Raw genomic sequence first — 13,620 nt, 5'->3', positions numbered from 1 at the left:
AGTTAATCTCTGTGTTTGAGTGTGCTGCGGTTCAGCGCGCTTCAGAGTAGGCAGCGATTGACATCAGTTGGCCCTCACTTTTCGCTTCTCGATAAAGGCAAACCCTCCGTGAGGAGGGGACGCAAAGCCCACGGGACTTCTCCTGTCTGTCAGACAAGAAGTTGGCCGGGTTTCCGAAGGAAGATCAATGAAAAAAACTGGTTTCTTGCTGGGTACCCTGGCACTCCTGATGGTAGGCTGCTCGACCACGCCCACCCCTGCCCCGACGGTCAACAGCCCCACGGTGTCCACGCCCGGTAGTAACAGCAGTGAATCCGGCGCCGCCGAAACGACGGCCACGCCCGAACAGGTCAGCGCCGCCACCAACACCCTGGAATCCCTGGCCCTGACGGCCACCACCAGTGGCCCTGTCACGGCGCAGGTTCGCACCGACGGCACCCTGCTGGTGAATAGCCAACCCATGTTCCCCATGGGCTTCTACCACGTGTCATGGGCCGGCAACGAAGCCCGGCGCATGCGCGACATGAACGCCATTGCCGATCTGGGCTTCAACACCATGAACGCCACCATGTTTGATCCCGAAGGCGACCTTGAGGGTTACCGCAAACTGCTTGACGCCGCCCAGTCACGCGGCATGAAACTCATGGTCGAGGACTTCAACAGCACGTCCATCAACACCCTGAAAAGCCACCCCGCCGTGCTGGGCTGGATGATCGCGGACGACTGCAACAACCTTATTACTCCTGAAGAACTGCTCAGACGCCACGACGCCGTGAAAACTCTGGACAGCAATCACCTCACTTACACCAGCATGGCGATCTCGTTCGCGAACAGCCATTCCGCTTACTTCGGTCGGGCCGACGCCGTCGGCAACCAGAGTTACCCCATCGACGGTGGTGACCCCGTGAATGTCGTTTACCCGGTCATGAAGCAACTGGTACGGGAATCCAGCGCCAAAGGCACCCTGCCCATCGCCAACCTCCAGGCATTCCACTGGAAAAACGGGCGCTACCCCACGCCCCGCGAACTGAACAGCATGACCAACCAGGCGCTGGGCGCAGGCGTGAAAGGCATCCTGTACTACACCTACCTGGACACCACCAACGACCTGGCCAGCTACAAGGGCCTGAACACGGAACTGAAAGCCCTGGCCGGCGAGGTGAAGTTGCTGGCTCCTGTCCTCATGAACGGCCAACGCACCCCCCTGACCGTCACCACTGCGAATAACCAGGGCGTGGCTCACCTGTGGTCTTACCAGAATCGCCGTTACCTGCAGGTCATCAATATGAACCCCACAAAGGGCCAGACGGTGAAAGTGCAACTGCCCAACAGCGCTACCAAACTGCTCCCCCTGTTCGCTGGTCGCCCCACTGGCCTGAAGCTCAGCGGCTCTACCGTGAGCGGCTCCATGACCACCCTGGCCGTCCACTGGTACGAAGTGCAGTAAACCTAAACCCAGAAAGCCCAGCAACCCGCTCCTTATCGAGGCCACCCGCCCGACCAGGAGCGGGTTCACTTTTCATCCGCGCAAATCATCCCCACACCCCACCCAAATAACTCGGCGCCTACATCGCAAAGGCTCGGATGAGCAATCACGCCAGCACACAGCGGAACGGATGCACTGCTCGGTTCGCCTGAGCCTCAGGTTGAACGAAATTTACGGGGAACGAGGGTTTAGTTGGACTTACGATAAGTGCTGGCTGGCTGTCCACTTGAATCTTTCCAGCAATCCCAGCCGCTACACGAACGTCCAGCAATATAAAAGGCTGCGTTACTCGGTGAGGTATAATTGTGGTCTTCAACATACTCGAGCAGGCCGTCACCGATGCGGCGGAGAATGCCCTCCGAAATTAGCTTCTCTCGCTCAGTTGCGAGCCATTTGCCGTAGTCCGGTACTCGATCTAGCGCCGTACTCCCCTTCTTAATCGTCCAGATGTTGTCCGCTTCATTCCAGATGGCTGTTGCCTCAGCCTTCCTGGCTTTGAAGGCGAATTCAACTTGCCGAGCCGGATGCGGCTCTGAACTTTTACCTGGCAATGAAAGATGCTCCGTGACGATGCCCTTTTTCAGTTCAGCCGGCGCAGATGACGAAATAGCTACATAGGGCTGCCAGGCTATTGTCGCGCCACGCAAAATTTCGCCCTCCGCCTCAGTGATGCGGTGCATATCTATGGCCGCTTCCACTGCGAGTTCAAAACCAAGGCCATATTTTCGTTGAATTTCCTCAATCACAGGTATCTTTTCTCGGCGAGTTTTTTCAGCGTCGTGACGCCATTTCTGGCGCTCCGTTATTTGAGCTATGGCGGCCACAAAAAGGTCATCTCGCCATGCGCTCAGGTTCAGAAGCAACGCAAGGTCGTCAGCGAATTCATCCTGTCCCAGTTCAAGTTTCAGGGCCACACGCTCGTCCCAGCGCCCAGGCAGGTGCTCGTCGATAACCACCCAGACGCGCCCATTGGTCACGATGGCCCAGCGCGTCCCTTCATTCACGGCATAGGTAGCGGCCTGCTGGTAATGGCTCTGGTTGAGGGCGACATTCATGCCCTTGATTTCCAGGGCGAACTTGCCCTCCCCGGCCCGGACGAGGAAATCAGCACGATGACCCGTAGCGTTTGTCTCTTCCGGAACCACTTCTAGCGGATTCCAGATATTGAATCCAGCAGCGTCAAGTAAGCGGAGAATAATAGCCTGCCGCACGACCGCTTCCCCTGGCACGGGGATTTGATTCAGCCAACCCTGAATGTCGTTGATAGCGGCTCTGATCCGCATGTCCGGCACTGTCATGTTCGGTCAGTTTAATTCACTGTGCGGCCTGACCTGCTGAAATTACCTTGCAGGCGTAAAATCCCTGGGTGACTGTTGCCGCGCCCAACCTTTCTAAATTGCTTGATGCTGCCCCACCTGGCAACCTGCTTTTGCTGCCGCAAATTGCCCGTGCGGCTCTGTTCGCGGCTTTTCCTGGCCCGGCCGTGCTGCTGACCACACCGGACAGACTGGGGAATTACACCTCGGCGGGCGTGCTGGGCGCGAAGGTGAGTGTGAACCCCGGCCTGCGTGACTGGGACGCCAGGCACGACCATGTGGTGCTGGATGTGAATACGGCCCTCGACCTGTTCCCGGCCCGCCCGGAGGATCACGCCCTGACCCTGAAGGTGGGGGCCAGTTACCCGCGTGAGGCGCTGCTCGCCCGTCTGGAGGCCTTCGGCTACGAGCGCGGTGAGGAACCGGGTTTCGAGGTCAAGGGCGACACGCTGGAGTTGCGCCTGGCAGCGGGCGCGGGCCTGCCTGCCGAGGCCGAGGACGCCGTGTGGCTGCGCGCCGAGTTCTTCGGGGATGAACTGGACACCCTGCGGCAATTTAAACCAGGCGAATTGACGGGCGTGAAAATCGAGTCGTTCACGGTAGAGCCGACGAGCGAGTACCTGACCGACACAAAATGGGACGCCACGCGCCTGGAATTGCTGCCGGGGCGGGTGTTTCTGGACTCGCCGGAGTTCTACGCGAGCAGCCTGGGTATCTTGACGGATACGCTCTGGCCGAAACTGGCGGGGCGCGAGGTCACCAGTTTCGGGCGTGCGCCGCTGGAATTACCTGATCTGGACACGGGCTTGCAGCCTCTCCCCTTCTACCGCGCCCGGCTGAACGACCTGGAAAAAGACGTGCAGGAGTGGCGCGGGGCGGGTTACCGCGTGTTCATTCTGGTTCGGCATGACCGAACCGCTGCCTATCTGGCCGACAAGCTGCTGAACACGCACGAGATTCCCTGGCTGACCATCCCGCGCCTCCCGGCAGGCAGGCTGGGCTTCCTGCGGGCCGGGGGCGAGGGCGGATTCGTCATCCCCGAGCATAAAACAGTCGTGATCACCGAAGACCTGATCTATGGCTTTCAGGGCGGCAGTGCGCTACGCGGGAAGAAGATCGCGGGGCGACCCGTCACGGACGCACTGGGCCTGCATGTGGGCGACTTCCTGATTCACCCGGAACACGGCATCGGGCGTTTCGAGGGTCTGGAGACGCGCAAGGTGCTGGGCGTCACGCGCGATTACCTGAACCTGGAGTACCGGGGCGGCGCCCGGCTCAGCGTACCCATCGAGCAGTTGCCGGTGCTGCGGCGTCACCCCGGCACCACCGACGACCCGCCGGTGCTGAGCAGTTTCGACAAGAAGGACTGGGCCAGGGCCAAGGAACGCGCCCGCAAGAACGCCGAGGAAGTTGCCGGGAAACTCCTCATTCAGTACGCCGCGCGCCAGGTCACGCCCGGCAACGCCTTTCCCGCGCAACCCGAGTGGGACGAGCAGGTGGAGCAGAACTTCAAGTTCGACCTGACGGCCGATCAGGTGCGCGCCCTGAAAGACACCATGAAAGACCTGGAGAAACCCAACCCGGCCGACCGCCTGATTTCCGGGGACGTGGGGTTCGGTAAGACTGAGGTGGCGCTGCGGGCGGCGCACCGCGTGGTGGGTCACGGCAAACAGGTAGCAATTCTGGTGCCCACCACGCTGCTGGCCGAGCAGCACACCTCGACCTTCGTGGAGCGGTTCAAAGGGCTGCCCGTGCGCGTCGAGGGCCTCTCCCGCTTTACCGACCCGAAACACGCCCGGAACATCCTGGCCGAGTTGAAGGCCGGGCGGGTGGACATCCTGATCGGCACGCACCGCCTTCTCTCGGGCGACATCGAGTTCAAAGACCTGGGCCTGATCATCGTGGACGAGGAACACCGTTTCGGCGTCTCGCAGAAAGAGAAACTGCGCGCCCTGCGCGGCATGCCCGACCTGAGCGCCGGCAAGGTGGACATCCCCGACGACATCCGCGCCGTGGACACCCTGGCCCTCTCGGCCACGCCCATTCCACGCACCCTGTACATGAGCATGGTGGGCCTGCGCGACATGAGCAGCATCCAGACGCCCCCCAAGGGCCGCAAACCCATTCAGACCATCCTCGCGCCCTTCGACCCCGTGACCGTGCGGGACGCCATCATCAGCGAGATCGAGCGCGGCGGCAAAGTCTTCTACATTCACGACCGCATCGCCTCCATCGGCGCGCGCAGCCTTTACCTGCGCAACCTCGTGCCGGAAGCGCGCATCGGCGTGGCGCACGGCCGCATGAACGAGGAGGAACTGGAGGAGATCATGCTGGGCTTCGAGCAGGGCGCGTTCGACGTGCTGCTCAGCACCACCATCGTCGAGACGGGCCTGGACATTCCCGAAGCAAACACCATCCTGATTGAACGCGCCGACCGGCTGGGCCTGGCGCAGCTCTACCAGCTCCGGGGCCGCGTGGGACGCCGTTCACAGACCGCTTACGCCTACCTGTTCTACCCGCCGCGCATGACCGAGAATGCGCAGCGCCGCCTGTGGGCCATCGCCGACCTGCAAGACCTGGGCAGCGGGCACCTGCTGGCCGAGAAGGACATGGAGATTCGCGGCGTGGGCAACATCCTGGGCGAGGAACAGCACGGGCACGTTCAGGCGGTGTCCATCGACGTGTACACGGAACTCCTGGCGGAAGCCGTCGCCAAACTGAAGGGCGAGAAACTGGAAGCGCCGCTGAGCGTGTCTATCGACCTGCCAGTGAACGCCCGCCTGACGCCGGAATACTTCGTGACCAGTGAGGGCCAGCCTGACGAGGAAGCCCGCATCGCCACCTACGGCAAGCTGTCCGAGGCCCGCACCCTGCAAGCCATTTCCCGCGTGGAGCGCGATCTGCGCAAGAAATACGGCCCGCCCACGCCCGAAGTGCAGAACTTCATCGATCTCGCCAAGCTGCGGCTCACCGCTGTCGCCAGGCGTGTGTTGAGCATCGGCGAAACCATGACCCACCTGCAAATCACCTTCGCCTACAAATCACTGGACTACGACGCCAGTGGCTTGAAACGCTTCCCGCACAAAACGGAAGTGCAGACCTTCCCACCGAGCGTGAAACTGGAAAAACGAGGGATTAAGCCCGACGATTACGCGCGGATGCTGATTGATTTGCTGGGGTATTTCGGGTGAACTACAAATCGTAACTACTCAGCACGATAAACACGACAAAAAACCGACATTGAATTGTCCATTTACAGAATGCTTAGGTAAAATTTAGGAAAAGACGGATTTGGTTGCGTAAGCTGTCTATGAATATCATGCGATTTATTACCTAATTCCCCCGATTTATGTGCTGAGCAGTTACGCCGTCGCCAAAATTCCCGCTGCAATCGTGGAAATTCTTCCATCAGTTTGCTCGAACTTCGTCCCTTGATACGTCGCATGATTTCGCTCGGTGCCATCGTTGGCGGTGCACTCACCAGGATGTGGACGTGGTCGCCGCTCACCACACCCTTCAGAATCTTGATTTCAGACGATGGCTTCAACCTTGCGCTCGGAAAGTGAACCTGGTAGGGCGTGGCCGGGGCGCTTGATCAGCCAGCCCCGCCAGTCCGTGCTGCTCGAAGCGGGTCAGATCGTTGTGGATCGCCTGGTGGTTGCGGTCAAAATGCGCAGACAGTTGCTGCACGGTCATTCCCGTGCGGTGCAGGCGAAGGATACTGGCTCTCAAAGGATACTGGCTCTCAGTCGCACTTTCGGGTGAATGTAGGGATTCATCCAGGTTCGCGGAGCTGGAGGTCATCCGCTTCGGTGATTTCAATCTGGCGTACTGGTCAACCCATCCCCTTATTCTATAAGTGAAACTTTTTGTGCTTAACCCGAACTCACGTTTTGCAACGCCCTGACGGGTAGCGTGCAGCGTGTCAGGAGGCTCCACCTTGCTCTCGCACCTGCTCCTTAATCTCTGTGTGCTGGTCACACTGATCTATCTGCTTAGCTTGACCTACCGCAGCGCCCAGGACATGCTCAGCCGCCAGGTTCACTGGCAGCGGGTCACGCTGCTGTCCCTGCTGGCGGTCCCGCTGATGCTCTACCCGGCGGAGATCGCCCCAGGCATCATCATCGATATGCGCGCGGTGCCCATCGCCTACCTGGCCCTGCGCAAGGGGGTGCGGGCGGGCCTCATCGGCCTGATTCCCCTGCTGCTGTACCGCCTTCACCTCGGGGGGGCGGGGGTTCTGGTCGCGGCCTTCAGCGCGGTCAGCGTGGTGGTCGCGGCGGGCGTGCTGGGCCGCTCGGTCAACCTGTTTGCACCGCGCCTGGACGTGCCCAACCTGTGGTGGCGGCTGCTGCTGGTATTCGTACCCAACGGTGTGCTGCTGCCCATACTGCGCGGGGACATGCAGACTTACCTGACGGTTTACCTGCCTCTGCTGGCCCTGTCCTACACGGGCTTCTGGATCAGCCTGGGGATCCTCAGGAGCCGCTTCCAGCTGCTGCAACTGGTGGCGACCTACGCTCAGCAGGCCCACCGCGATCACCTCTCGGACTTGCCCAACCGCCGCCAGTTTGACCAGGACGTGGCCTCCATGGAGCCTGCCGATCTGCTGTGCCTGCTGGACATCGACCATTTCAAGGCCATCAACGATACGCACGGTCACGCCGTGGGCGACGAGGTGCTCACGCAACTTGGGCAGGTGTTGCAGTCGCAGCTGCGGGCGTCCGACCAGGCTTACCGCTACGGTGGGGAAGAGTTCGCGGTGATCTTCCGCACGCCGGGATCGTCTGCTGCCGCCGCCCTGGCCGAGCGGTTGCGCCAGGCGGTGGAGAACACCCGCTTCGCGGCGTTGCCGGGCGGCAGGGTGACCGTCTCCGCCGGGATCGCGCGGCGCGGGGACTGGGGGACGGAGGGCGACTGCTTCCAGCGGGCGGACGCCGCCCTGTACGCCGCTAAGGCCGGGGGCCGCAACCGCAGTGTGGTCTGGTCGCCGGAACTCGGGGAGGGGGCGGGGCCGAGCTCCTGAGCGAACGGAGCCTACCGTGGGTCGGCAGGGGCCGGGCGGCGTTTCCTGTCTTCGTTCAGGTCTGGGTTCAGGTCTGGCAGTTAAGGTAGGGGCCGGATGCTGCACTTCGACCACCCTATCGTGGCCCTGCCGGTCATCGTGGCGCTGGGCCTGCTGGCGCAACTGCTCGCCGCCCGCTGGCGTATTCCGGCCATTCTGCCGCTGCTGCTCATCGGGTTTCTTCTCGGCCCGGTCTCGCACGTCCTGGCTCCCGGCGCGGTGCTGACCGGGCAGGGGCTATCCCTGATGACCTCGCTGGCCATTGCCGTCATCCTGTTCGAGGGCGGGCTGACCCTGAGGTTCTCCGACCTGTCCGGGCACGGCCAGGCGGTGCGGCGGCTGATTACCTGGGGGGCGCTGCTGACCTGGGGGCTGGCCGCCGCCGCGGCGCACTTCATCACCGGACTGTCCTGGAGCGTGGCGGTGTTGTTCGGGGCGCTGGTGATCGTGACCGGGCCGACCGTGATCGCGCCGCTGCTGAAGAACATCCGCCCGAACGAGCGAGTGAGTAGCGTACTGCGCTGGGAAGGGATTCTGATCGACCCGATCGGGGCACTGGCTGCCGCCATCGCTTTCGAGTGGGTCAGGAGTGAAACGCGGGGTGGGGCGCTCTCGGCCACCGTCTTTCATGTGGCGTCTTTCGTGGGCGTGGGAACCGCCCTGGGCCTCATCATGGGCGGCCTGCTGGTGCTGGTGCTCAGGCGCGACTGGCTGCCCGAGCACCTGATCAACCCCTCGGTGCTGGCGTGGGTGCTGCTGGCTTTCGGGCTGAGTGACGCGTTCGCCCCGGAAAGCGGCCTGCTGACCGTGACCCTCATGGGCGTGCTGCTGGCGAACTCGAAACTGAGCCAGGTGGAGGGCATTCTGCACTTCAAGGAGGAGATCGTGGTGATCCTCCTCTCGACCATCTTCGTGGCGCTGGCCGCCAATATCCGCACTGAGGCGCTGCTGGGCGTCTTCCAGCCCGCCCCCCTGCTGCTGCTGACGGCGGTGGTCTTGCTGGTCCGGCCCGCCAGCGTGCTGCTCAGCACCACCGGGACGAGCCTGAACCTGAGAGAACGGCTCTTTATCAGTTACGTCGGCCCGCGCGGCATCGTGGCGGCGGCCATCAGTGCCCTGTTCGCCACGCGCCTTCAGGAACTGGGCGTGCCCGGCGCAGAAACGCTGGTCACGCTGGTCTTCGCGGTGATCGTGGGCACGGTGGTGCTGGCGAGCCTGACCGCCAAGCCCGTGGCAAGGGCGCTCGGGGTGACCGAGGCGGAGCGCGACGGTTACCTGATCGTGGGAGCGCACCCGCTGGGGCGGGATATCGCCAGCGCCCTGACACGCGCCGGAGCGGACGTCTTGCTGGCCGACACCAACCTCGACAACGTGCGGCAGGCGAAACTGACGGGCCTGAACGCCTATTACGGCAGCCTGCTCAGCGCCACGACGGCGGACGTGTCTCTGGAAGGCATCGGTAACCTGCTGGCGCTCACGCCCAACGACGAGGCCAATGCCCTTTCGGCCCGCAAGTATGTCCGCGAGTTCGGGCGGCAGCATGTTTTTCAACTTCGGCCTGACCGCCAGCATGAACGCACCCAGCTCGACGAGAAGGAACGCGCCCGCATAGCCTTCGAGAGCGAACCGACCTTCGCCCACTTGCAGGAACGCTACCGGGGAGGCGAACGGCTCAAAACCACCGCCCTGACCGAAACCTACCCGCTCTCCCAGTTCAGATTGGATCAGCCGGACGCCCTGATTCTCTTCTGGGGCCAGGAAGGAAAATTCTATGTCAGCCTTCAGGACAGGTTCATTCCTGAGCAGGACGTGCAGGTGATTTCGCTGTCCGGCCCGGTGCGGTCAGGTTGAGGTTCGCCGGTGCCGCCCAGGGAAATCCCCCCACTTCACCAGGGACGGTCATCGTTCTGGCAGCGCCTGAGTGCGCTAGCAACTTGAACTCGCCAGTCATCCCGACATGCCAGGCTTACGCCATTGAAAATCTGACACGGGCGCTGCGTGCCCGCACCGTCGGGAAAGCGCACCCGGCTGTCCCTCCACGAACTCCCGGCCAGCGTTCGGCCCGCCACTGCCAGGGAATCAATCGGAGGTCGTGTTACTTCACCGTCACCCGTATCGGCTGAGCGGCCACTTTCACTCGCTGTTCCCCGGCGAGGCTCAGATACCAGCCTTCCACCATGTACTCCCCGGCGGGCAGGGTCACGGTGCGGGTGTAGCGCACGCTGCCGCCGGCCTTCAGGGTGTCGGTTTTCATGTCCTGGGCGCACAGCATGGCGTTTCCGCTGCCGTCGGGGTACACCACTTCACGGGTGCCGACCTTCAGGACGCGCAGGCTGGGGGCAAAGGCGCAGTTCTGACGGTTGTCGCGGTTGGTCATGAGGGTCAGGTCGTTGTTCAGGGTGCTTTTCAGCGTGAATACCAGGGTGGCCTTGCCTTTCAGGGTCAGGGGGCTGGAGAGGGTAGCGGTTACGCCGACCAGGCTGGCGAAAACACTGGGTGCGGTGGGTACGGGATTAGGGACAGGTTGAGGGCCGGGGGGCGTTTGGGGCGTGGGCACCTGTGGGGTGAGGGGCGTGGGGAAGGGTTCGGCTGGGCCGGGGGGGAGCGGGCTGGGGTTGATGGGTTGGATTTCCTGCGCGGCGGCGAGGGTCAGCGGGAGGGCGGCCAGCAGGGCCAGCAGGGTGTTTCTTTTCATGAGACCAGAGTAGCCAGGGTCGTTAACTGGTTTCTGAGGGCCTTCCTCACCTGTCGCCCATGTCGTTTACTTTGCCTGAGAGACGTAGAAGTCGACGATGCCCTGCGCAATGGCCTGCGCGAAGCGTTCCCTGCCTTCGGGGGACATCAGGGTGCGGAGGTTTCCGGCGTCGGTCAGGTACGCGGTTTCCACCAGCAGGCTGATCTGGGTGGTGGGGCGCGTCAGGGCCAGGTTGGCCTCAGGCATCAGGCCCTGGCCGGGGCCGAGGTCGGGCAGACGGGCACGAAGCTGGTTCAATATGGCCTGCGACACGGCTTGCGCCTGGGGGTGGGTGTAGAACACCTCGGGGCCGCGAATGCCGCGTGGGTCGCGTCCGTCGGCCAGGGCATTGGCGTGGATGCTGACCAGCAGGTCGCTGCCCGCCGCTTCGGCGCTCAGGTCGCGTTCGTACAGGCCCAGGGTCACGTCGCCCGTGCGGGTCAGGTTGACGTTTGCGCCCTGGGCACGCAGGAGTTCCGCGACGCGCAGCGCGATGGGCAGCACGATGCCTTTCTCGGGGACGCGCAGGCTGCCCGCGCCGCCTTTCTGCGTGCCGCCGTGACCGGGGTCGAGGGTGACAGTACGCCCGGCCAGGGGTTGCGTGCGGTTCAATGCGGGAGCCTGCCTGATGGTCAGGACGAGGTCGGGGCCGTCGTAATTGGCGGTGAACCCCCACAGTTGCGTGGTGTTCAGGTCGACGGTGACCAGGGTGCTGCCGGGGGAGGGCGTAATGGTCACGCCGCGCAGCAGCGGGTGCGTCTGCGTAGGGGGCGTGGGGGGAAGAAGGAGGCCGAACAGGTTCAGTTGCACCTGGCTGGCGTTGCTCTGCTGCAACTGGAAAGGCACGCGAGCGCCGTTCAATGGAATGCGCAGTTGCAGGTCATCCATCACCTGGGGGGGCGACACGGGCGCAATTTCGACAGGAGGCGGGGCCAGCGTGGAAACCGGTGAAGCGGCAGAGGCGGGAGCTGGGCCGGTTGTCGTGGACAGAACCGGAGTGGCAGAAACGGCGGGGCTCGAAGATGGCGTGGCAGGAACCGCAGGCACAGTGATTACGGGCACCGGGGGCACCGAAACAGCGGCGGTGACTGGAACCGGAACACTGCCGGACACCGCCCCTGAAGCGCTGGCCGGGGGCGTGGGGACAGCGGCGATCGAATTGATGCTCAGGGGGCCACTCTGGGCCAGGGGCGGGGCGCCGGGCGTCACAGTCAGTTGCCGGGCGGTGATCAGGACGCTGTTGCCGCTGCCGAGGCGGGCGCGAACATCCTGGCCCACGCGCCCCACCAGGGTGAAGGTCATGCCGTCCCGCGGGTACAGGGCGGGTTCGCCCGTGAGGGTGGTCGCCAGGGTCGTGGCGTCGTTCAGGCCCAGACCCCGGACGCTGCCGGGTTTCTGCACGCCGGTTTTCAGGGCACCCTGCAGGCTGGTCAGGCGGCCCGGGGCGGCGGCGGACACCGTGCGGCCGTTCCTGCCGGTCAGGGACACGGTGATGGCGGCGTTCAGGGCGCTGGCGTTCTCGGGCAGGGTGTACTGCCCGCTGTACGTGCCGGCGGGGCCTTCGCGCAGGGCCAGCGGCGGGCCGCCCGCCACGCGAAAGCTGGCCTTGCCGCCGGGCGACCCCTGAAAGGAAATGAGGACAGTGCGTTCGGCGGGCGAGTCGCGGGCGGCGTCCCAGAATTCGATGTTCTCGCGCGGGGTGACGCTGGTGCGGGCAATGGCGGTGGGGGTAGCGGGCATCCCCTGAGCCAGCGTGCGGGTCACGCGCAGGGTCGCGCTGCCGGCCTGCTTGCCCTGGCGGGTCACGAATTTCAGGGTGTTGACCCCCGCCTTCAGCGGCCACCACTCCATGAACAGGCCGTCCGGGCCGACGGCAACCGCCTTGCCGTTGATGGTCAGGGTCGCGCCGGGGGTGACGCTGCCCTCCACGATTACGTTGGCGTAGCGCACGCGGTACTCGGGCGGCGGGTAAGCGATGAACACGTCCGGGGCGGCCAGGGCGTTTCCGGCACCGAGAACCAGCAGGGTCAGCAGCAGCCGGCCCGGCTTGCGCGTGGGCCACGTCAGGGGATGGGCGGGCATACCAAGCGGTTTAGCACGCCAGCAGGTGCGCGGGTCAAGAGGTGAACCGTAGGGAAAGCTGCTCTCCTCTCATCTCCCCTACCGGGTAAGAGGGGCAGCGCGCCGCAGCCTGACACTGGACTCACAGTGGGCCTAAAGTCGCGTGGTACGTTGAAGCCGTGACCGCGCCCGCCCCTGCACCTGCCGCCGCTGCCCTGCCCCCGCGTCCGGAACTGATCGCCTCGGGCCTGACAAAAACGTACGGCAAGCGCACGGTGGTGCGGGACGTGAATTTCCGCGTGCGGCCCGGCGAGATCGTGGCGCTGTTCGGGCCGAACGGTGCCGGCAAAACCACGTCCTTTTACATGCTGGTGGGCTTTATCCGGCCTGGCGGCGGCGAGATCCGGCTGGGCCAGCAGAACGTGACGCGCCTGCCCATGCACGAGCGCGCACGGCTGGGGCTGGGGTACCTGCCGCAGGAACCCAGCGCCTTCCGGAAAATGACGGCGCGCGACAACCTGCTGGCCATTCTGGAGTACCAGAAGCTGCCTAGAGCCGAGCAGGAAGCGCGGGCGGACGCGCTGCTGGCCGAGTTCGGCCTGACGCACCTGGCGGGCAGTTTGGCCTACCAGCTCTCGGGCGGGGAGCGCCGCCGGCTGGAACTGGCCCGCGCCCTGACCACCGACCCCGATTACCTGCTGCTGGACGAACCTTTTACCGGAGTCGACCCCAAGAGCATCCGGGAGATTCAGCGCCTGATCCGCGAGTTGCGCGACCGGCGTGGCCTGGGGGTGTTCATCACGGACCACAACGTGCGCGAGACCATCGCCCTGACCGACCGGGTGTATCTGATGTTCGACGGCACCGTGAAATTCGAGGGCACCCCGGCGGAGTTCGCGCAGGACGAGGACGCCCGCCGGCATTACCTGGGCGACGATTTCGAGCTGTAAGGCTAAGG

The 13,620-nt window shown here is 63.9% G+C and carries 9 protein-coding genes, 1 pseudogene and 1 riboswitch; of the genes and pseudogenes, 5 read left to right on the top strand and 5 right to left on the bottom strand.

The genetic code is table 11. From position 1 onward, the window contains the following. Window positions 1–86 precede the first annotated feature (86 nt). Window positions 87–178: riboswitch (cyclic di-GMP riboswitch) on the top strand. A 9-nt stretch (window positions 179–187) separates the two neighbouring features. Next, a complete protein-coding gene (locus tag E5Z01_RS02205; protein WP_135227867.1) occupies window positions 188–1,447 on the top strand; it encodes a hypothetical protein in 1,260 nt (419 codons plus the stop codon). A gap of 227 nt (window positions 1,448–1,674) precedes the next feature. On the opposite strand, the gene E5Z01_RS02200 is transcribed toward E5Z01_RS02205, so the two are convergent. Beyond that, window positions 1,675–2,784: a DUF4357 domain-containing protein gene (locus tag E5Z01_RS02200; RefSeq protein ID WP_135227866.1), complete on the bottom strand. Its 1,110-nt coding sequence runs from the start codon at window positions 2,782–2,784 to the stop codon at window positions 1,675–1,677. A 68-nt stretch (window positions 2,785–2,852) separates the two neighbouring features. On the opposite strand from E5Z01_RS02200, the gene E5Z01_RS02195 reads away from it, so the two are divergent. Further along, complete coding sequence (locus E5Z01_RS02195; RefSeq protein WP_135227865.1) at window positions 2,853–5,993, top strand: DEAD/DEAH box helicase; 3,141 nt, start codon at window positions 2,853–2,855, stop codon at window positions 5,991–5,993. A 176-nt stretch (window positions 5,994–6,169) separates the two neighbouring features. Here E5Z01_RS02195 and tnpA read toward each other — a convergent pair. Beyond that, window positions 6,170–6,340: pseudogene (gene tnpA / locus E5Z01_RS02190) on the bottom strand (IS200/IS605 family transposase); the annotation flags it as partial. A 5-nt stretch (window positions 6,341–6,345) separates the two neighbouring features. Beyond that, a complete protein-coding gene (locus tag E5Z01_RS20325) occupies window positions 6,346–6,606 on the bottom strand; it encodes a helix-turn-helix domain-containing protein (protein ID WP_135227864.1) in 261 nt (86 codons plus the stop codon). Between the two features lie 136 nt (window positions 6,607–6,742). On the opposite strand from E5Z01_RS20325, the gene E5Z01_RS02180 reads away from it, so the two are divergent. Together E5Z01_RS02180 and E5Z01_RS02175 are read left to right on the top strand one after the other, a co-directional pair. Continuing rightward, window positions 6,743–7,828 (top strand): GGDEF domain-containing protein, encoded by a 1,086-nt coding sequence (locus E5Z01_RS02180; RefSeq protein WP_135227863.1) that lies wholly within the window; start codon window positions 6,743–6,745, stop codon window positions 7,826–7,828. A 96-nt stretch (window positions 7,829–7,924) separates the two neighbouring features. Continuing rightward, window positions 7,925–9,718 (top strand): cation:proton antiporter, encoded by a 1,794-nt coding sequence (locus E5Z01_RS02175; protein WP_135227862.1) that lies wholly within the window; start codon window positions 7,925–7,927, stop codon window positions 9,716–9,718. 244 nt (window positions 9,719–9,962) lie between these two features. On the opposite strand, the gene E5Z01_RS02170 is transcribed toward E5Z01_RS02175, so the two are convergent. Further along, window positions 9,963–10,562 carry a hypothetical protein gene (locus tag E5Z01_RS02170; RefSeq protein WP_135227861.1) on the bottom strand — a complete coding sequence of 200 codons (600 nt, stop codon included), beginning with the start codon at window positions 10,560–10,562 and terminating at the stop codon, window positions 9,963–9,965. 66 nt (window positions 10,563–10,628) lie between these two features. Then, complete coding sequence (locus E5Z01_RS02165; protein WP_135227860.1) at window positions 10,629–12,683, bottom strand: N-acetylmuramoyl-L-alanine amidase family protein; 2,055 nt, start codon at window positions 12,681–12,683, stop codon at window positions 10,629–10,631. A gap of 158 nt (window positions 12,684–12,841) precedes the next feature. Here E5Z01_RS02165 and lptB point away from each other — a divergent pair, with 158 nt between their 5' ends. Further along, a complete protein-coding gene (lptB, locus tag E5Z01_RS02160; protein ID WP_119762957.1) occupies window positions 12,842–13,612 on the top strand; it encodes an LPS export ABC transporter ATP-binding protein in 771 nt (256 codons plus the stop codon). Window positions 13,613–13,620: the final 8 nt, after the last annotated feature.

The sequence above is a fragment of the Deinococcus fonticola genome (assembly GCF_004634215.1).
GTDB classification, from domain to species: Bacteria; Deinococcota; Deinococci; order Deinococcales; family Deinococcaceae; genus Deinococcus; species Deinococcus fonticola.
The sequence above is the reverse complement of the archived record's forward strand: the minus strand, read 5'-3'. Positions and strand labels throughout refer to the sequence as shown.